General features: G+C 39.3%; 16 protein-coding genes. 2 read left to right on the top strand and 14 right to left on the bottom strand.

Translation table 11 applies throughout. The features are described from left to right. Positions 1-12 precede the first annotated feature (12 nt). The 6 genes from J2Y03_RS05060 to J2Y03_RS05085 all read right to left on the bottom strand — a co-directional run bounded on the left by J2Y03_RS05060 (position 13) and on the right by J2Y03_RS05085 (position 6,585). A complete protein-coding gene (locus J2Y03_RS05060) occupies positions 13-795 on the bottom strand; it encodes an enoyl-CoA hydratase (protein ID WP_310191501.1) in 783 nt (260 codons plus the stop codon). Positions 796-808: 13 nt separating this feature from the next. Next, positions 809-1,723 carry a hydroxymethylglutaryl-CoA lyase gene (locus J2Y03_RS05065; protein WP_310191504.1) on the bottom strand — a complete coding sequence of 305 codons (915 nt, stop codon included), beginning with the start codon at positions 1,721-1,723 and terminating at the stop codon, positions 809-811. 33 nt (positions 1,724-1,756) lie between these two features. Further along, the gene (locus tag J2Y03_RS05070) at positions 1,757-1,969 is read right to left on the bottom strand and encodes an acetyl-CoA carboxylase biotin carboxyl carrier protein subunit (RefSeq protein WP_132091191.1); all 213 of its coding nucleotides are present in this window, start codon (positions 1,967-1,969) and stop codon (positions 1,757-1,759) included. An 11-nt stretch (positions 1,970-1,980) separates the two neighbouring features. Beyond that, the gene (locus J2Y03_RS05075) at positions 1,981-3,339 is read right to left on the bottom strand and encodes an acetyl-CoA carboxylase biotin carboxylase subunit (protein WP_310191507.1); all 1,359 of its coding nucleotides are present in this window, start codon (positions 3,337-3,339) and stop codon (positions 1,981-1,983) included. A 93-nt stretch (positions 3,340-3,432) separates the two neighbouring features. Next, entirely contained in the window at positions 3,433-5,400 is a 1,968-nt protein-coding gene (locus J2Y03_RS05080; protein WP_310191509.1) for an acetate--CoA ligase, read from the bottom strand. A 45-nt stretch (positions 5,401-5,445) separates the two neighbouring features. Beyond that, positions 5,446-6,585: an acyl-CoA dehydrogenase gene (locus tag J2Y03_RS05085; RefSeq protein ID WP_310191511.1), complete on the bottom strand. Its 1,140-nt coding sequence runs from the start codon at positions 6,583-6,585 to the stop codon at positions 5,446-5,448. Positions 6,586-6,863: 278 nt separating this feature from the next. Between J2Y03_RS05085 and J2Y03_RS05090 the strand changes: the two genes are divergently transcribed. After that, positions 6,864-8,693: a helix-turn-helix domain-containing protein gene (locus J2Y03_RS05090; protein WP_310191513.1), complete on the top strand. Its 1,830-nt coding sequence runs from the start codon at positions 6,864-6,866 to the stop codon at positions 8,691-8,693. A gap of 60 nt (positions 8,694-8,753) precedes the next feature. On the opposite strand, the gene J2Y03_RS05095 is transcribed toward J2Y03_RS05090, so the two are convergent. The 6 genes from J2Y03_RS05095 to J2Y03_RS05120 form a co-directional block, all read right to left on the bottom strand. After that, positions 8,754-9,455 (bottom strand): ABC transporter ATP-binding protein, encoded by a 702-nt coding sequence (locus tag J2Y03_RS05095; protein ID WP_310191515.1) that lies wholly within the window; start codon positions 9,453-9,455, stop codon positions 8,754-8,756. 10 nt (positions 9,456-9,465) lie between these two features. Next, entirely contained in the window at positions 9,466-10,242 is a 777-nt protein-coding gene (locus J2Y03_RS05100) for an ABC transporter ATP-binding protein (RefSeq protein ID WP_310191517.1), read from the bottom strand. 4 nt (positions 10,243-10,246) lie between these two features. Continuing rightward, complete coding sequence (locus J2Y03_RS05105) at positions 10,247-11,548, bottom strand: branched-chain amino acid ABC transporter permease (protein ID WP_310192978.1); 1,302 nt, start codon at positions 11,546-11,548, stop codon at positions 10,247-10,249. Positions 11,549-11,557: 9 nt separating this feature from the next. Continuing rightward, positions 11,558-12,544 carry a branched-chain amino acid ABC transporter permease gene (locus J2Y03_RS05110; protein ID WP_310191519.1) on the bottom strand — a complete coding sequence of 329 codons (987 nt, stop codon included), beginning with the start codon at positions 12,542-12,544 and terminating at the stop codon, positions 11,558-11,560. An 82-nt stretch (positions 12,545-12,626) separates the two neighbouring features. Further along, on the bottom strand, positions 12,627-13,814 hold the full coding sequence (locus tag J2Y03_RS05115) for a branched-chain amino acid ABC transporter substrate-binding protein (RefSeq protein ID WP_310191522.1): 1,188 nt from the start codon (positions 13,812-13,814) through the stop codon (positions 12,627-12,629). A gap of 252 nt (positions 13,815-14,066) precedes the next feature. After that, positions 14,067-14,462 carry a hypothetical protein gene (locus J2Y03_RS05120; protein ID WP_310191525.1) on the bottom strand — a complete coding sequence of 132 codons (396 nt, stop codon included), beginning with the start codon at positions 14,460-14,462 and terminating at the stop codon, positions 14,067-14,069. 168 nt (positions 14,463-14,630) lie between these two features. Here J2Y03_RS05120 and J2Y03_RS05125 point away from each other — a divergent pair, with 168 nt between their 5' ends. Continuing rightward, entirely contained in the window at positions 14,631-16,679 is a 2,049-nt protein-coding gene (locus J2Y03_RS05125; RefSeq protein ID WP_310191527.1) for an ATP-binding protein, read from the top strand. 85 nt (positions 16,680-16,764) lie between these two features. Here the strand turns inward: J2Y03_RS05125 and J2Y03_RS05130 are convergent, their stop codons facing one another. Both J2Y03_RS05130 and J2Y03_RS05135 read right to left on the bottom strand, forming a co-directional pair. Then, positions 16,765-17,418: a DsbA family oxidoreductase gene (locus J2Y03_RS05130; protein WP_310192980.1), complete on the bottom strand. Its 654-nt coding sequence runs from the start codon at positions 17,416-17,418 to the stop codon at positions 16,765-16,767. 496 nt (positions 17,419-17,914) lie between these two features. Next, entirely contained in the window at positions 17,915-19,300 is a 1,386-nt protein-coding gene (locus J2Y03_RS05135; protein ID WP_310191529.1) for an MmgE/PrpD family protein, read from the bottom strand. Positions 19,301-19,559 lie beyond the last annotated feature (259 nt).

The raw sequence follows: 19,559 nt of genomic DNA on the forward strand, positions 1-19,559 counted from the left end.
CTTAGTATTCTCCTATTCTCCCTTATAAACCGGAGGTCTTTTTTCCTTAAAAGCTTGCAAACCTTCTAATCGGTCCTTCGTCGGAATCGTTACTTCATAAGCATTTTGTTCGATAGCAAGACCGGTGTTAAGATCTACATCATATCCCTTATCGATGGCGAATTTTGCTTGTGCAACGGCAATCGGACCATTCTTGACAATTTGTCTGGCTATTTCTAATGCTTTTTCAATCAAGTAATCTGCAGGAACCTTATACTCTACTAATCCAATCTCCAAAGCTTCTACAGCGTCAATTCTTCTCGCAGTGAAAATAAGCTCTTTCGCACGTCCCTTACCTACTAATCTCGGTAAACGCTGGGTACCCCCAGCACCTGGAATAATTCCCAGAGAAGTTTCTGTAAGTCCAAGCTTTGCTGTTTCAGAGGCAATCCGAATATCACAAGCCAGAGCAAGTTCCGTTCCCCCGCCAAATGCAACGCCGTTCACAGCGGCAATCACCGGCTGCGATAATGCTTCTAACTCATTTATATTTCTACGGATCAAGGAAACCGTCTTCTGTACCTGAACTGGATCCATTCCTGCCCGTTCTTTTAAATCAGCACCTGCACAGAAAGCTTTCTCCCCTGTCCCAGTCATCACAATACAGCGGACTGTCCGATCAAATTTACAGGCAAGAATCGCGTCCTGAAGTTCCTCTAGCATTTGGACAGATAAAGCATTAGCTGCCTCAGGACGATTTAAAGTAATCATTATGATTCCATTTTCCAACCGGTTCACTACTACTTTTTTACCCATGTGGTCACCTTCCTCATATCTTGCAGCCTGATTGAGAGCTTGCAGCTTGGAAACTTTTACTAGGTAAAGCTTTACCAATCTTCCCTTGAATGTACCTCGATGCAGCCAAAATCTTTTCCTGGTCCACCCCAGTGTGAATTCCCATCCCATGAACCATATAAAGTAAATCATCCGTAGCTACATTACCCGCTGCTCCTGGAGCATAAGGGCAGCCGCCTAATCCTCCAACGGAAGAATCAAAAGTGGTTATTCCCATCTCCAGCGATGCTAAGATATTGGCCAGCGCCGTTCCGCGGGTATCGTGGAAATGCATCGCTAATTTTTCAGCAGGGAACCTTTTTAGTAAAACTTGTAAAACCTCTTGGACCTGCTTTGGAGTGGCTACCCCGATGGTATCCCCTAGTGACAGCTCGCCAATTCCCATCTCAAATAAGGTTTCCGATACCCTTATCACTGCATCTATATCAACATTCCCTTCATAGGGACAACCGAACACAGTAGAAACATAACCCCTGCTCGATTTCCCTGCTGCAAGGGTTTTTTGGACCAAATCACTTAATACCGGGAAGGTATCACGAATCGATTTATTTATATTTTTTAGATTATGAGTTTCGCTGGCTGACATAAACACTGCTGCTTCATCGATGTTCGCTTCAAACGCCCGTGCTAAACCTCGCTCGTTTGGAACAAGAGCCGTATAAGTTACACCAGGCTGTCTGGTAATACCTGTAGAAACGGCAACCGCATCTGAAAGAGCAGGAATCCATTTTGGATTAACAAAAGAGGTAATTTCAATATGGTTCAGGCCGCTGGATGATAATTGATTAATCCAGGCAATTTTATCCTCGGTTGAAATAAATACCTTTTCGTTTTGCAGTCCATCCCGTGGACCAACCTCTTTAATGGTTATATTTGCGGGCCACTTCATTGTTCCATCTCCTTCTCCTAATAATTTTAGGATTTATTCAATTTCTGCAATGACATCTCCTTCATTCACAAAATCGCCTTCGTTCACTTTCACTTCCTTAACCGTTCCATCGAACTCGGCTGCAATGGGGATTTCCATTTTCATTGATTCTAAAATCGCTACATCCTGACCTTCTTCTACCTGGTCTCCAACCTTAACTAGTACCTTCCATACACTTCCAGCCATACTTGCTACTACTTCACTCATGATGATTCCTCCTATTTATTTGCTTTTTTTAAAGGTTTTAAGTACTTCTCAACAAAGTTCGTTGTCGTATCACCTGAACGGAATGCCGGGTGGGAAATGACTTCTTGCAGCATTGGAATATTTGTTTTAATTCCTTCTATTTGATAATCTGCTAAGGCTGCTTGCAAACGTTCGATTGCTTCCTCCCGATTACTGCCTTTAACAACCAGCTTAGCAATCATTGGGTCATAAAAAGGCGTGACCACGGATTGTCCATGAATTGCTAATTCATGTCGAACACCTTCACCGTCCGGCAGCACTAATTTTGTTATTTTTCCTGGAGAAGGGAAAAATGTCTTTGGATCTTCTGCGTAGACTCTAACTTCAATGGCATGACCATCACGTTTTACCTCTTCTTGTGAAAAAGTTAAGGCTTCACCTGCAGCAATTTTCAATTGTTTTTCAACCAAGTCCAAACCGGTTATTTCTTCCGTCACTGGATGCTCCACTTGCAGACGGGTATTCATTTCAAGGAAATAGAAATTTTGCTGTTCATCAACCAAGAACTCAATTGTACCTGCGTTTTTATACCCAATAGATTTTGCCGCCTTTACAGCTGCCTCTCCCATTTTTTTACGCGTTATTTCAGTAATAAAAGAAGATGGAGCTTCTTCAACAACTTTTTGGTGCCTGCGTTGAATCGAACATTCACGTTCCCAAAGGTAAACGGTATTTCCAAAGCCATCAGCTAAGATTTGAATCTCAATATGTCTTGGACTTTCAACGTATTTTTCAACGTACATCGCCCCGTCACCAAAGAAATCAGTCGCTCGTTTTTGGTTGCCGGCAAAGGCCTTGCGGATTTCATCACCGCTCTTGACCACCTGCATCCCGATTCCGCCTCCACCAGCGGAGGCTTTTAACATCACTGGATATCCGATGCGGTCGGCTACTTCTACTGCCTCCTCTGCATCAGCCAGCGGGTAGGTAATTCCTGGAACAACTGGAACACCCGCTTCCTCCATTGCTTTACGAGACTCAATCTTGCTACCCATTTTAGAAATAACCGCAGGAGAAGGTCCGATGAATGTAAGTCCTGCTTCCTCACATCGGCGGGCAAATTCCGCATTCTCGGAAAGCAATCCATATCCGGGATGGATGGCATCTGCTTTCGTTCCTTTCGCGACTTCTAAAATTTTATCGATGTTCAAATAACTTTCTGCCACACGAGCACTTCCAATTAAATGGGCCTCATCCGCCATTTTCACATGGGGAGCATCTGCATCAGCTTCGGAATATACTCCAATCGTATGAATTCCTAAGGCCTTGCACGTTCGCATAACTCGAACAGCAATTTCGCCACGATTCGCGATCAACACCTTTTTGAACATGCATTCCACCCTTTCTGTCTTTTATGGAATAAATTGGTGGAACCAGTCATGTGCCGATCATTTTATGAACAAATGACTGGTCCTAATCAAACATTATCTACCCGTTTTATTTTCAAAAACTTTCTCTTGTATTTGGGCAACAGTAGTTGGATCTTCCAAACCAGTTATATCACCGGCAACACTACCTGTTACAACGATTTCCTTTAATAAGCGGCGCATAATTTTTCCGCTGACTGTTTTCGGCAGCATGTCGGTAAAAATAATCGTTTTTGGACTGGCAATTTTACCAATTTGTTGTACGATATTATTATTTATCCGTTCTTCTAACTCTGCTGTACCTTCAAAACCGTCAGCCAGGCGGACAAAGACTAAAGGAACTTCTCCTTTTATTTCATCAGGAATCCCAATAATGGCGCATTCGGAGACACCTGCAACTTCAAGTACAGCACTTTCCATTTCCATCGTACTTAACCGATGTCCCGCAACATTAAATGCGTCATCAGAACGTCCAACTACCCATAAAAATCCATCTTTATCGATTAGCGCAAGATCACTGGCATAATAACTGCCTTCCACTTGGCTAAAATAAGAGGCGAAATATCGCTCCGGCTCTTTCCAAAGCGTCCGGCACAGCATCGGAAACGGTTTTGTAATGACTAAGTTTCCTAACTGAAGAGGTTTAACCGGATTTCCTTCGGCATCAACAACATCAAAAACGGCACCCAAAAATGGATTACCCGAGGAGCCCGGTTTCATCGGCGTCAGCCATGCTGCTCCGGCTATTGGCGAACCGGCTGTTTCGGTTTGACCCCAAGTATTATTGATATATATGTTTTTATTTCCTAATATTTCATATGTCCAGTGCCATGTTTCAGGATCGAAAGGTTCTCCGACAAGAGAAATGACATCAAGGCAAGATAGATCATATTGCTTTAGTGGTTTTTCTCCCATACTTTTTAACATTCTTAATGCAGTGGGAGCAGTAAATAACTTATTCACCCGGTATTTTTCAATGATTTGATAAAAACGGTCTTTTGTTGGATAATCAATAGCTCCTTCAAAAACAACAGTTGTGACACCATTCGCTAGGGCGCCGGCAATTCCCCAAATATGCATGGTTAACCAGCCGACATCAGCCGTGCACCAGAAGACATCATCATCATGGTGATCCATATGATATTTGGCATAGATGTAATTCTGAATAACAAAAGCCATCCCGGAATGCACGACACCTTTTGGTTTTCCTGTCGTACCGCTTGTATAAAAAACGATTCCGCTCTCGTTCGCTTCCATTCTTTCAGGTTCACACACGATACTTGCCTTTTTTGTCAGCTCATGCCACCAGTAATCAAAGCCTTCTTTCATTTCGACCTCTAAACCTAGACGGTTGACAACAATGACAGCTTCCACAGAAGGGATTTCCGGCGCTACCTTATCGACCTTTTCTTTTAAACGAATGACTTTTCCCCGGCGAATGGTGGCGTCTGTCGTCACCACTACTTTTGGCTCAAAGTTAATGAGACGGTCTGTTAATGATTTTTCGGAATAACCTGCGAAAACAGTGTTGTAAACAGCGCCAACACGAAAACAGGCTAATACGGCAATAAATGCTTCCGCAAGGTTTGGAAGAAAAATAGCAACACCATCACCTTTTTTTACACCAAATGACCGAAGAACATTTGCGAATCGATTGACTTCAGCCAGAAGCATATTATAGGTGTAAAATTTCGAATCGCCGTTTTCACCCTCCCAAATAAGCGCCGTTCGGTTGCCTGCCCCATTCTCTACATGCCGGTCAAGCAAATTGATACTTGGGTTACTAATACCGCCGGAAAAAAAGCGAAAGTCAGGAAGCTGCCCACTAATGGTTTCGTTCCACGGTTCATACCATGTAAGTTCGCGGGCCACATCATCCCAAAAGGCTGCCGGGTCTTCTTGGGATTGTTTCAGTAGTTGTTGAAATGCTTCAGTACTACCAATAGAGGTAGAGCGTATCTTTTCTTCGCTTGGGTAAACGAGTTTGCTATCTGAAACGACTTTTAAAATTCCACTTAAATCCATGTTTACAGCTCCTTTTTCATTTTTTTATTAATTCTAGTCAACTAGTTAACAACCAATTTGTTTCGCAATTACCATGCGTTGGACTTCAGATGTTCCCTCGCCAATTTCCAAAAGCTTTGCATCACGGAAGAATCTTTCTACTTGATATTCCTTCATATATCCATAACCACCATGGATTTGAACGGCTTGGTCACATGTACGCATACATATTTCAGAAGCAAATAATTTTGCGTAAGCTGCTTCTTTTTTAAATGGACGACCTTGGTCCTTTAACCAGGCTGCTTTGTAAACCATATTTCGGGCTAATTCAATATTCATGGCCATGTCAGCTAATTTAAATTGGATTGCCTGGAAGTTTGTTAAGCTTTTTCCAAATTGCTTTCTTTCCTTTGCATACTGAAGAGATTTTTCGAATGCACCTTGCGCAATCCCGACAGCCATTGCACCGATTCCAATTCTTCCGCCATCAAGGGTAGCTAAAAATTGCTTGTAGCCATTCCCCTCTGTTCCTAATAGATTTTCTTTGGGAACCCTTACATTTTCTAGTATTAATTCGGTCGTATTTGAGGCATGAAGACCCATTTTTTCATAATTGTTGATAACCGTAAATCCTAGTGTGTCCGTTGGAACAATAAATGCACTAATTCCATTAATTCCTTTTGAACGGTCAGTTATGGCCGTAACAGCAACGTGTTTGGCATAGCTAGCATTGGTAATAAAACATTTTGATCCATTTATGACCCATTCATCCCCGTCTAGAACAGCAGTTGTTTGTGTGCCGCCAGCATCGGATCCTGCATTAGGTTCCGTCAAACCAAATGCCCCAAATGACTCTCCAGTACAAATTGGCGTTAAGTATTTTTCTTTTTGTTCATCAGTACCAAACAAATGAAGTGGTGCCCCGCCTAATGAGATATGGGCAGAATATGTAATCCCTGATGATGCACAAACACGGCTAAGCTCTTCAACTACGATAGCAAAACTGGTGGTGTCGGCCTCCGCGCCTCCATATTGTTCAGGGAAAGGCAGCCCCATGATCCCTAGTTCCGATAGTTTCGAAAAAGCCTCCAAAGGAAATTCCCCTGTACGGTCTCTATCATCTGCTCCTGGAGCAACTTCTGCTTCAGCAAATTCCCTAATTAACTTTCGGATCATCTCTTGTTCTTTCGTTAGATCAAAATTCATAGTCTGCAACCACCTTTTTCCTAATATTCGGACTTTTTTAGACAAAAATTTCTATTTTCCTTTAATTCGACCTTAAATCGACAATTTTTTTAAAAGAATTGACGAAATGATAGTAAATCTATATTGGATATCCCCCTTTCAATATTTTTACAACTTTCTTATAATTATAACTATTAGAAAATATAATTCTATGTTCATTTCTCTGAATATATTTCAGGAAAATTTGTGTGTTTTACACAAAAATGAATAGCGAGTTCTAAAAGTTAGGATGATGAATGATGCAAGATACATTAACACATCGACAATTAAGATCATTAATTCATGTTGCCAATGTCATTAATTCTACATTAGATATTGATACTATTTTTGATTCAATCCTAAATGAAGCGATTTCTGCCGTAGATGCTTGCGGCGGAGGGTCTATTTGGGTTTTTGATAAACATCAAAACCGATTAATCGCGAAATCAGCCCAAGGGTTATTTTATCCACATATTTTTAAATCAATTAAACTACTAAGCGGTGAGTCAATGACCGGTATGACTTTTGCACAAAAAAAATGTCTAGTCTTTAGGAACGAATTAGAAATTAAACAGGCCTTATCTACATTAACTCCATTAAATAGAGACCTATTGGATAGATCGATACGAAACAACATTCATTTTACCTCTGTCATTTCTTCGCCGATTTTACTAAAGGGAGAATGTATCGGGGTTATCACTTTAGATTCTTTTGAACAATCTTTACACTTCCAGCAGGAAGATATTAATTTATTGGAAGCAATCGGCCATCAAGCTGCCATTGCCCTGGAAAAATCCAGCCTTTACCGAGAAAAGGAAAAAACGGTACGTAAGCTTTCCCGGTCAATTGAAACACATAGAAACTTAGCCAACCTTGTTGTAAATGGGGAAGGAATTCAATCGATAATGCATTATATACATAAAAAAATTGGGCAGCATATTTTTCTCTTCGATGATATCGGTGAACTAATAGGATCTGCATGCCTTTCATCATTTACAGAGGAAATGACTGACTACTTTATGCAATATGCCAAACAAATTATACCTTCGCTCGAAAATTCACGAACAGTTTCAGACATTACGTTAGATAACGAAAATTTTCAATTAGTAGTATTACTCCTCGGTTCTAAACTAAAATCACTAGGGGTATTGATGATTCTATCCAAACAAAAAATGAGTGAATTGGATATCTCAGCTCTTGAACATGCTAGTACGATCCTTTCCCTTGAACTAGTTAAAGAGCAAGCTATTATTGAAACGCAGCAACGATTAAGAGGGGAATTCGTCACGAAACTTTTTACAGGACAGATAGATGAAGCTTTAATAGTAAAAGCTAAAAATTTAAATTTCGACTCCAACAGAAACTATGTTGCTTTTATTATTAATGTTGAAGAGAGATCAAAAGTAAAAAAGGTTGTTACTGATAGCGCTATCAAAAATTTACTCCATATGACCAACAAGTTATTTCTAGAAAGAAATTTACAGGGTATGGCGGTAATGAATGAAAACCAAATTGTCGCCCTGCTTTCCTATCAATCTAAATTATCTTCTTCCAGTATTGTTGCTGAAGTAAAAAAACTTGCAAAAAATTTACAAGATCGGATTCAAATTAAATATAGAGAGATTGATATATCTATTGGCATTGGGAGAATGAAGCCTGGACTGCTTTCTGCTCATGAGTCATTTAAGGAAGCGATAAAATGTATAAAATTTCTTAAAAACTATCATTTCGAACACCCTATCCTTTGTTATACAGATCTTGGTGTCCAGAGATTTATTTTGCAAAATTCGGAGGAAGAATTAATTGATTTTATCCAAGAAGTATTAGGTCCCCTTATTCAATACGAACAATCCAGAAAAGGCGAATTGTTAAGCACTCTGATTGTTTATTTAGATCAAAATCAAAATATCAAGAAAACGGCTGATTTCTTACATATTCACACAAATACCTTAAGCTATCGTTTAAAGAGAATTGAAGAAATTCTATTAACGGACTTGAATGATAGTCAACCATTATTTAATATTCATTTAGCAATAAGTATCTATCAATATATAAAAGATAAAGACACCTTACAGAAATACAATAGCTAAAAATATTTACAAAAACAGTGCCAGGCACCACATTCAGGGAATGATGTTGCCTGGCACTGTTTAGGCTAAGTATGCTTCCCTGACTTCTTCATTCTTAATCAAATCAAAGCCGTTTCCTTGAAGTTTAATTTCTCCTGTTTGAATAACATATCCCCTATGGGCAATTTGCAACGCTTGATAAGCATTTTGTTCAACGAGTAAGATGGTTAAGCCTTCTTGATTAAGTTCTTTTATGATTTCAAATATTTGTTCAACAATAATTGGAGCAAGCCCCATTGAAGGCTCGTCAAGCATTAATAATTTAGGTTCCATCATAAGAGCTCTGCTGATGGCAAGCATTTGCTGTTCCCCTCCGCTCATCGTGCCGCCTTTTTGCTCGAGTCGATCTTTTAGCTTAGGGAAATAGTGAAAAGCTCTTTCTATTCTCTCATTGATTACTCTTTTATTTTTTACTGAAAAAGATCCCATAAGTAAATTTTCCTTGACTGTAAGTCTCGGAAAAATTCTTCTGCCTTCAGGGACATGAGCAATACCTAAAAGGCTCGTTTCGTGGGCAGGCTTGTTTGCGATTTCTGTTCCATTATAGACAATGTTTCCAGTCTTCACCTTCACTAGTCCGCTTATCGATTTTAAAGTAGTTGATTTTCCTGCGCCATTACTTCCTATAAGTGTGACAACTTCACCCTTATCCACAGAAATGTCGATCCCCTTTAAGGCCTGTATACCACCATAATAGGTTTCAATATTTTTTAATTGAAGCATATATTTCCTCCTATCCCACATGAACTGCTCCCGAACCTAAGTAGGCTTCGATAACCTTCGGATTATTTCTGATGTTTTCAGGCTTTCCTTCGGCAATTTTTTCTCCATGATCCAGTACGATGATATATTCTGAGATTTCCATAACAAGCTTCATATCATGTTCAATTAAGATAACGGTTAAATTGAATTCATGTCTCATTCTCTTAACAAGCTGGGTAAGATCGTTTGTTTCTTTTGGATTCATGCCAGCTGCAGGCTCGTCTAATAATATGACCTTTGGTTGCGCAGCAAGAGCCCTCGCGATTTCCAGTCTTCTTTGTGCGCCATAACTTAGATTGCATGCTTTTTCATTTAACAGATGAGCCAGTCCTACATATTCCAATAATTGATACGCTTTCTTTTCGGAGGATTTCTCTTCCCTCCGAATGGCAGGAAGATTGAATAAAATACCAATAAGACCAGCCTTTAAATGTGTATGCATACCGACTAGAACATTTTCTATTACTGACATTTCATTAAATAAGCGGATGTTCTGAAAGGTTCGTGATATCCCTTTTTTCGAAACCTCATGTGGCTTTAATCCGTTTATTTTTTCATTTTCAAGTAATATTGCTCCTGATGTTGGTTGATATACACCTGTAATCATATTAAAAAAGGTTGTTTTTCCAGCGCCATTAGGTCCAATAACGGCTGTTATTGAGTTTTTTTCTACTGTCATTGAAACATCTTGATTAGCTATAAGACCCCCAAATTTTTTCGTTAAATTTCGAACCTCTAAAATAGACATATAGCTACACCTCTTTAGTATCAAGATTCTCGTTTTGCGTTTGTTCAGGCGTAAACCCTAAATCAGGATCAATACTTCCTTCTTTTAAAACATTTTCATCATAAACTCGATTTTTGGCTGGCAAAAGCCCTTTTGGTCTATATAAGGCAAATAGGATTAATAGCAAGCCGAATATTAATCTTTGCATTTTAGCCGGAGAGAGTGCATCTGGAATCGAAAGGACACCAGACAAACTTAGTTGATTCAACCAATTTGAAACTTCCGTTAATACCTGTAGATTCAGGATTGTCATAACAGCTGCACCGAGAACAACACCAGGAACACTGCCCATCCCGCCTAAGAGTACCATTACTAAAATCGTAATCGACTCAAGTAGCGTGAAACTTGTAGGATCTACAAAAGCTTGTTTTGCAGCGAAGACTACACCCATCATCCCAGAGAAGGAGGCACCAATCGCAAACGCCATTAGTTTTGTCCGAACTAATGGGACACCCATCGATTGAGCAGCAATTTCATTTTCCCTAACCGCTTTCCACGAACGTCCTATTTTTGAGTGTTCAAAACGACGAACCGTAAAAATCGTAAATAATAGAATGACGAGTACAATATAATAGAATTGGCTCGGAAATAGAAAATCGACTCCAAACAAGCGGGGTGGAGTGACGGAAGGAATTCCCATTGCACCATTTGTAATATTAATCGGGCGATCAAGGTTATTAAAAATAATTCTAATAATCTCGCCAAATCCTAACGTAACAATGGCTAAATAATCTCCTTTAACCCGCAGGACCGGTATACCAAGTAGAATTCCAAATAATGCAGCTACAAAACAACCGATTAAGATAAATATCCAAAAGCTTTCTCCTGAAAGGGGGAAAGTTCCAAATGGCATAAAATTCGCTGCTTGAGCAGTAGAAAAAATTCCATATGTGTATGCTCCAACCGCGAAGAACGCGACAAATCCTAAATCAAGTAGACCTGCCATCCCAACGACTATATTTAACCCAAGGGCCATCGATATATAGATTCCAACAAGAGTGGCAACTTCCATATAGGATTGAAATGCATCGCCATTACTAGCAGTAAATGGGAGTAAAAAAACAAGAACAATTCCCGCAATTAACCATTTTGTCAGGTTTTTGAAATTTGTAAAATATAGCAGTAACAGTGAAGATAATAAAAGTAGGAAGGCGGTGACTGACCTTTGTGCCATAAATAAACTTAGCGATGTGATTCCGATGTAAATGAGAAGAAAGATTCCTTGTGCCAGTTTGTTTTGTTTGTATTTGTTCCATAGCGATTTCATTCTTCTCACCTACACTTTCTCTGCAACCGGTTTGCCTAATAAGCCCTCCGGTTTAAAAAGTAATACAATAATCAAGATGGCGAATGCAAAAACATCTTTGTATTCGGCACCAAGTACACCGCCAGTTAAAAGGGTTAAATTGGCAGATGCAAACATTTCCATTACTCCAAGCAGTAAACCTCCCAGCATGGCACCCCGGATATTTCCTATCCCGCCTAATACCGCGGCAGTAAATGCCTTTAATCCAAGAATGAACCCAATATAAGGATCGATTGTTCCATATTGCACGGCAAATAATACTCCAGTTGCTCCGCCAAGTGCGGATCCGATAAAAAACGTAATTGAAATAACCTTGTTCACATTTACTGACATTAAGGAAGCTGTCTCTCGATCTTGTGCGACAGCCCTCATCGCCATTCCCCATTTTGTTCGATTGACAAATAGATCAAGGCCAATCATCATAACAACCGCTGTGACTAGAACAATAACAAATGATGTTTTAATAGATGCATCGTTAAAAATGGAGCTTATAGACGAGGATTTAATCAAAATTTGATCAGTAAAAAGACTAGGTCCTGTTACGATAAAATTCCCTTTTTTTAATTCAGCTATGAATCTCACAATATCTTGTAATAAAAAGGAAATACCGATTGCAGTGATTAGAGGGATTAATCTAGGTGCATTTCGCAATGGCCGATAGGCTACTCTTTCAATTCCCATCCCTATAAATCCTGTAATGATAGCAGTTAATAAGAGAACAGTAATCAGCATAACTATCGCTGGCACTGCTGAAACCCATCCTATTCCCGTCAAAACGATTAATATCGCTGTACCGATAAAAGCGCCTGTCATAAAGATCTCACCGTGTGCAAAGTTGATTAATTCCAATATGCCATAAACCATTGTGTACCCTAGAGCAATAACGGCGTACACCGTACCTAAAGTAAGACCATCAATCAAGACTTGCGGGATTGATTGTATTATCTCGTTCAGCATAGGTTACCTCCTTGTCCCAAGTGATAGAAGAAAGGGTATTCTCACTTCAATAATGAGTAATACCCTTTCCAATCTTTGATTCTTATTTTCCAACTTCACCTACGAATTGTGCCGGGTAGCTAGCTTCGGGAAAACTATAAATAAAGACTTTAGCAAAATCATTGTCGCCTTTATCGTCAAAGCTAACTTTCGTCAACACACCTTGGTAGTCTTTCACTCCGCGAACAGCATCTCTTACTTGTTCACGAGTTGGCAATTTGTTGTCATTTCCTTTAATAGCATCCTCTATAGCTTTTAAAACAAGTCCCATCGTATCATAGCCATATACCGAGTAAGATTCCGTGTTTTTATTAAATGTTTCTTTGTATTTTTCGATAAACTTTTTACCTTCTTCTGATTTAGTAGAATCCCCTGCTAACGAAGTGATATACGTATTTTTAATTGCATCTCCAGCAATTTCAACTAGTGTAGAAGAATCCATTCCATCTCCACCCATAAATGGGACATCGATGCCTTTTTCGCGAGCTTGTTTAATAATCAGTCCACCTTCTGAATATATTCCTCCGAAGTATACTAAATCTGGCTTCTTGGAAAGAATCTGGTTAAGAACGCCATTAAAATCTTTTTCTCCGACCGTAATTCCTTCAAACCCAAGAATTTCAGCCCCCTTTTCTTCAGCAGCTTTCTTGAAAGCTTCTGCAAGCCCTGTACCATATGCTGTTTTATCTTGAACAATAAAGATTTTCTTTGCATTTAATGTGTTAACCGCATATTCAGCCCCTGCCGGACCTTGAAAATCATCACGAGCAACGATACGGTTGACTGTTTTTAATCCTCTATCAGTAACATCCGTTGCTGAGTTGGCTGGTGAAACCATTGGTATAGCGTATTTTTCATATACCTCTGAGGAAGGGATAGCGACACCTGAATTAAAGTGACCGACAACTGCAAATACAGACTTATCTGATCCTATTGATTGTGCATTGGCCACTCCTTTTTTGGGATCCGCCTGATCATCATAAGGTACGAGCTGTAATTCAAAACCTAAGTCTTTAAACTTTGCTTTTTCCTCGTCTAATTTAAGTTGTGCTCCTAGCTTAATTGCTTCACCAATTGTTGCACTTCCACCTGACAGTGGGGTCTGAGTAGCGATTTTGATAACCGTTGAATCATTTTTTTCAGTCCCAGACTTTGCACCACAGCCTGCTAAAATAATACCTGCGGCCACGCTCCCTGATAACAATAAAGCTAACGATTTTTTTAACTTCATGTTGACCCTCCCAATAATCTTTAATACAAGCCCCTAATATATATATTTCTCAGCTCAAAGAAATAGGACTAATTATTTATTTCAATCTTCTGAATATTATTTCCGTTAAAAAAAGGGTGTACCAGTTTTAACCGGTGCAACCCCTTTTTTGTAAAAAATATCATTTGGATCAACACAAAAGTTATATTTTTAAAGTTACTATTCTTTCGAAAAACAAACACCCCCCATCTTTTTTTCCTTAAAACGAATCCCCTACTGTTCACTCACGGCTAACACTTCATAAATTTCCGCTCCTTTTAAGTGAAAGAGATCCTCCATTCCAACTAAAGAAAATATCTTTTCTAACTTTACTGCCATTTTTTCAAATATAGGACCTTGTTCAACAGTGTTTAAATATTTTATCTCAAGATTCCAATTCCTTAACGTTACAGGGTCTAGCACTTCAGCAAAAATATCGGGAACCGCTTGGACATTGTGGCAGGTTTTTATAAAAGTCTGAACTGGTAAAGCAATATGTCGTTCATCTACATAGCAAACCTGAGATAAAGAAGTATTTGTTTGAAGTCCATCCTTTGAAACAATCATAATGTAGCTGGGAAAAACGTCTTCTAGGGCCAGTTTTATTTGTTTTGAAAGTACCTTGTTCAAATCTAACACCTGCCTAATTATAATCGTAACTTTACTTGTTTATGCTCTTTGGCTTTTCTCGAATCAAATATAATCAATAAACACTCTCACAAGCAATATCATTCAACTCTCAAAAAAAGGTCTGAAAGAGGAAATATAGAATATTAAGTATTAGTAAGGGGGTATACGATGCAGATTCAGGCAAAACTTTATGGAGTAGTACGAAAATTTTTTGTAGGACGAGAACAGGAACTAGAAATATTGCGAAAACATGCTGCTGGACATTCAGACTGCCAGTGGCTGCATATTTATGGACAGAGCGGTATAGGAAAATCAACACTTCTCCAGCAATTCATGGCTGAATCAGAGGTGGGCGATTTTTATTTTTTAGATGGCAGTAAAACCATAAGGGCTAAAGAAGATGTTTTAGTTCAATTGGCCACTCAGCTTAGGAGTGCAGGTGAATGGGACCTGAATGAACATAATCAACAGGAGATTGTGGACAGAATGATTCGGAGGGCGGATCTAAAAGGCAGTCATATTGTTCTTTTACTTGATACTTTTGAAAATTGGCGCTCCATTGAGGAATGGCTCCCCGAGTGGCTAGGTCAGATTGTAGAAACCGTTCGAATTATCTCTGCTGGAAGGCACCCGCTCTCAGGCGGCTGGCTGCGTTCTGGTTGGGCAAGCTTTATTAATACCTTGCCACTGACCTCATTGACACCAACTGATGTGGATCTATATGCTCGAAAACGAGGACTGGAGAGCAACGAGACAAAATCACAGCTATTCCAGTTTTCTCGAGGCATTCCTCTTGCCATGACACTCGTTGCTGAAATGATGTTGAAGGGAAATCATAATAAACCGCTTGCCCGCGTGGAACAAAATCAACTTATTTCAGTATTAATGGAAGAACTGTTTGATGGACTTCAAGCTCCAGTTAGACGATTACTCGAGGCAGCATCAGTATTTTGGAGATTTAATGAAGAAAGGCTTGCTTCGATATTGAATGAAGAAATAGACTATGAATCTTTTAGAAACCTTATTAAAATGCCTTTTATTATTTTGAAAGAAGATGGATGGATGCTTCATGATGCGGTAAGATCATGGGCACTTGAAGATATGATGCTTCGGAAACCTCAAACCTATGAGCAAATGAGAAGGAATGCGTTAAAACAAATACGATTGGAAGAACGCTCAAATCCGCTTCTTAGGCAGAAACTGCATTTAGATAAAATGAGCTTACATGAAAATCCTCTCGTGCGGAATATTTGTTTCACCGGTCATTTAGACAACGTCGAAGTGCGGGGATGCGATGAATGTGACCTTCCAGTAATACAATCCTTGTACCTACGCTATCATCATTTCGTATTACCCGAAGCTGCTGAGGATTTACTTATGGTACGTTTAATTCGCCCGATTTGGGAGGTTGATCCTTCCTCCTTTATTACCATTTGGCAGGAAAATGAGTTAGTTGCCTTTTTTGGAAAGATTCCGCTCCATGCCGAAATGCTGAAAATGTTAGAAACTGACCCTGCCCTTCAACCCTTTTTGAATGGATGGAAACCAATTCCTAATGCGTATTTGGTATGTTTTGTTGGTCTTGAGCCAGAGCTTGCGGCCAAAACACAAACGTATATCATTAATACTCTCATCAATCATTTTTCATTTTCAGAATGGCTTTTAGATTTTACTTGTTTGAAAGAATGGTTTCCTGTTTTAGAGTTATGCGGATTCGAAGCTGCTCCATGGTCGAATGGCACAACCAAATCTGGAACGGAATACCGCGGATTTATTCTAGACCTTACCAAGGAAGACTATCTTTCAAAACTAGATAGACTTCTATCAAAAAATTCTATTGGCGAGGCTTTGACCGAGTCTATTTCAACCAATGATGTAAATGAACTTAAAACTCTAATGAAGGGATTTTCAAAATTCCCTGGGAACCCTGAATTGTCCGAGCACTACATTCGTATTTTCCCCCATCGGATTACGTTTGATGTTTCAATTGATAATTTAGGGAATTTTATTCAAAAAGACATAGTAGATGTGGTTGACCAACTAATTGCTGGAGAGGATCCGGATGCTATTTTAGGGAAACTGTTAAAATATGCTTTTATACAGGGGATTCGTCCACATGAAGTTGTTGCCAAGAAAACAAATCTATCCCTATCAACCTACTATCGGTATTTAAATAAAGCCCTAGAGCGTCTATACCAAATTTTAGCGCAAAAATAATTTATGATTATCACCCGTTAAATCAAGATAATTTTTGAGGAATGAGAAGGGACGGCTTAATTGCCGTCCCATTCTATTTATCCTACTACTTTTTCGGAATTTCACAGCCATCGTCATCACAGATAACTCCGTCTTGGCTGTTTAGTACAGTAATTTCATTTTCTGCTATGACCTTTTTCAATGCCTGAACAAACGTCTCCGTTGGCTGGGCACCGGTAAGGGCATATTTTTTATTAATCAGGAAGAATGGGACACCCGTAACTCCATATTGTTTCGCTGTTTGCTCATCTGAACGAACAGCATCTGCCATTTCCTCACTTGCAAGCATTTTAGCTACATCTTCACGCTTTAAGCCTACTTCTACTGCAAGATCCGTTAAAGTTTCATGATCGCCAATATGTTTGGATTCGGTAAAATAGGCACTTAGAATCCGCTCGGTCATCTCCTTCATTCGTCCCTGAGTTTTCGCATACAACGTTAAACGGTGCGCATCAAAGGTGTTCGTTTGGATGAGAGTATCCATATGATAATCCAATCCAACTTCCTTGGCCATTTGTACCACTCTATCGGTATTTGCTTTTGCCTGTGCAATGCTCATACCATATTTCTTGGCTAGCGTTTCGTACATTTTTTCTTTTACATCCCGTCCCATTGTCGGATCCAATTCATAGCTTCGATATGTCACTTCAATGGGGTGGTCTATCTGTTTAAGAGCGTCCTCCAGACGCTTCTTGCCAATATAGCAAAATGGTCAAGCAAAATCAGTCCACATTTCAATTTGCATGATTTATCCCTCCTATTCCATTGTTCTCGTTTAGTATAGGAGAAATGCAGTAATATTACACGTTTTTGGCTTATACCAATAAAAAGGACCATGTGGCTGGATGATGACCTTTTCCTTGGCATGTCCTTCGGAGATTAGGTTATCATTCTCTTCATGATAACATTTTCTTCCTCATTCCTATCACGTTTTGGTCATCATTACCTTCATGATGACCTTTTCCTCCTCATTCTTACCGCGTTTTGGTTATCATCACCTTCATGATAACCTTTTCCTCCCCATTCCTACCGCGTTTTGGTTATCATCACCTTCATGATGACCTTTTCCTCCTCATTCCTACCGCGTTTTGGTTATCATCACCTTCATGATGGACTTCAGATTCCTTTCAGAGTTTTTGTCCTCATTGGTTTGAAGGTGACTTTTTCATAAAAAACAGGGTCAGTCCTCCAATGGATTAATGCTTTACCGAATTGGTGGATCGACCATAGAGATTCTTATGAATAATGATTGGTAATCTATTTAATTTTTCAAAATCTAGATTATGGCTTAACTCCTCCCACATCAATTCAGAATCAGCTAAGTCTGCATACTGACAACACTCAATAAATTTCTTTTTCACTTCATCGTAAGGTGTTTCAGGAAGAATGCGTTCTACTTGTCTTTTGGTTTCGTGGGCGGTTACTATCTTAATATCTCCTAAAGGAATTCCAGGCGTATCAGCCTGTGTTTGCTCAATTTTTATACGAGTAGTCAAATCTAAAACCTGAGTATCCAAAAGGGCAGTCTCGGTTAGATTATTCAAGTCAACACTCCCATGAACCAATCCAAAAGCAACCATAAAAGGAATACTAAATTTAGCATCTTGTAATGTTTTAGGATGACAGCGTTCCTCAAGTGGCTGACATAACATATCCGCTGTTTCATTTACCCCAATCACAATCTGCTCAATTTCATTAAGCCTAAAATGCTTTCGAAGAATAAGCGCAGATTTAATAAATGGATGTGAATAACGACAACTAGGATAAAGTTTAATAGATGTATCGGAAAATGCCCATGTTTCAGTGTCTAATAATACACTTCGTTGTTTTTCATTTAAATTCTTTCCAAAATAATTTAGAAAGAGACCTGTCTTCCCATCCAAACAACTTGCAGGTGCGCTCACCCCTTCTCTAGCCAAAAATGCTGCTTGAACACCACCCATCGATGAAAAGGCCGGATAAATCGATCTTGCTTGAGAACCAGTTCCCACTCCTGGCTCTTTACCGCCTGCTGCTTGCATATATGCCAGTCCTAAGGCATGAACTAACTCCTTATCATCTAATCCAAGTACAAGTCCAGCAGTGATTGCGGCACCTAAATAGCCAAACAGTTGACTTAAGAACCATTTGGAATCAACTCCAATACCCCTGGGTTCGATTGCATATCCAAGTCGACACAATAACTCGTTTCCTAGTCCAACTGCAGTAATAAGGTCCGTACTCCTTGAATCACAAGCATCAGCTGCTGCTAATGCGGCAGCTAATGTAACAGGAGTTGGATGAATTCTAGCTAAATCATTAATATCATCATAGTCTAATGCATGCGCTAGAGCCGTATTTGCAAATGCTGCATAGGCGGGAGGTAATCGCTGCTCACTTCCTATTATTCGGCCAGTCCCACCTTTTACACCTATAGAGAGACCCGCGATAGATTGTAAAGCGATCGGTGCACCTTTATTAGCAGCTAAGGAAATACCAATCGTATCACAAATATGGAGAATCACCTTTTCGCGAATTTCCTCTGGTAATCCTTTTTTCTGTCTTTGACGGATAGCTTGTACAATCTCATGGCTTAATGGCAAAAGCGCTCCCCTCCTAGAGATAAATGATTTTACTTACTTTAAGTTAAATTAGTATTTGTAATTTTCGGTAAATTGTATGTATACTTTTTCAGACTCTTTTTATAGAGTCTTTTATTAATATACTTGTTGTATACATCTTTTGTTTAGTTATATTTTAGCATAAAAACTAGGAGTTAAAAATCGTTCAAATGCCATTTCAGAACTCTTAAGAAAAGGAATTTTTAGTTAATGAAAATGCTTTTTTTGAGGGGGCACTAAT

This window comes from Neobacillus niacini, assembly GCF_031457145.1.
Lineage (GTDB): Bacteria > Bacillota > Bacilli > Bacillales > Cytobacillaceae > Neobacillus > Neobacillus niacini_J.

Excerpts from the sequence above, each read along its gene's own strand:
- J2Y03_RS05070 (WP_132091191.1), bottom strand. The coding sequence starts at position 1,969 with ATGAGTGAAGTAGTAGCAAGTATGGCTGGAAGTGTATGGAAGGTACTA.
- J2Y03_RS05100 (WP_310191517.1), bottom strand. The coding sequence starts at position 10,242 with ATGTCTATTTTAGAGGTTCGAAATTTAACGAAAAAATTTGGGGGTCTT.
- J2Y03_RS05090 (WP_310191513.1), top strand. The coding sequence starts at position 6,864 with ATGCAAGATACATTAACACATCGACAATTAAGATCATTAATTCATGTT.
- J2Y03_RS05125 (WP_310191527.1), top strand. The coding sequence starts at position 14,631 with ATGCAGATTCAGGCAAAACTTTATGGAGTAGTACGAAAATTTTTTGTA.
- J2Y03_RS05105 (WP_310192978.1), bottom strand. The coding sequence starts at position 11,548 with ATGAAATCGCTATGGAACAAATACAAACAAAACAAACTGGCACAAGGA.
- J2Y03_RS05110 (WP_310191519.1), bottom strand. The coding sequence starts at position 12,544 with ATGCTGAACGAGATAATACAATCAATCCCGCAAGTCTTGATTGATGGT.
- J2Y03_RS05115 (WP_310191522.1), bottom strand. The coding sequence starts at position 13,814 with ATGAAGTTAAAAAAATCGTTAGCTTTATTGTTATCAGGGAGCGTGGCC.
- J2Y03_RS05065 (WP_310191504.1), bottom strand. The coding sequence starts at position 1,723 with ATGAAGTGGCCCGCAAATATAACCATTAAAGAGGTTGGTCCACGGGAT.
- J2Y03_RS05075 (WP_310191507.1), bottom strand. The coding sequence starts at position 3,339 with ATGTTCAAAAAGGTGTTGATCGCGAATCGTGGCGAAATTGCTGTTCGA.
- J2Y03_RS05095 (WP_310191515.1), bottom strand. The coding sequence starts at position 9,455 with ATGCTTCAATTAAAAAATATTGAAACCTATTATGGTGGTATACAGGCC.
- J2Y03_RS05080 (WP_310191509.1), bottom strand. The coding sequence starts at position 5,400 with ATGGATTTAAGTGGAATTTTAAAAGTCGTTTCAGATAGCAAACTCGTT.
- J2Y03_RS05060 (WP_310191501.1), bottom strand. The coding sequence starts at position 795 with ATGGGTAAAAAAGTAGTAGTGAACCGGTTGGAAAATGGAATCATAATG.
- J2Y03_RS05085 (WP_310191511.1), bottom strand. The coding sequence starts at position 6,585 with ATGAATTTTGATCTAACGAAAGAACAAGAGATGATCCGAAAGTTAATT.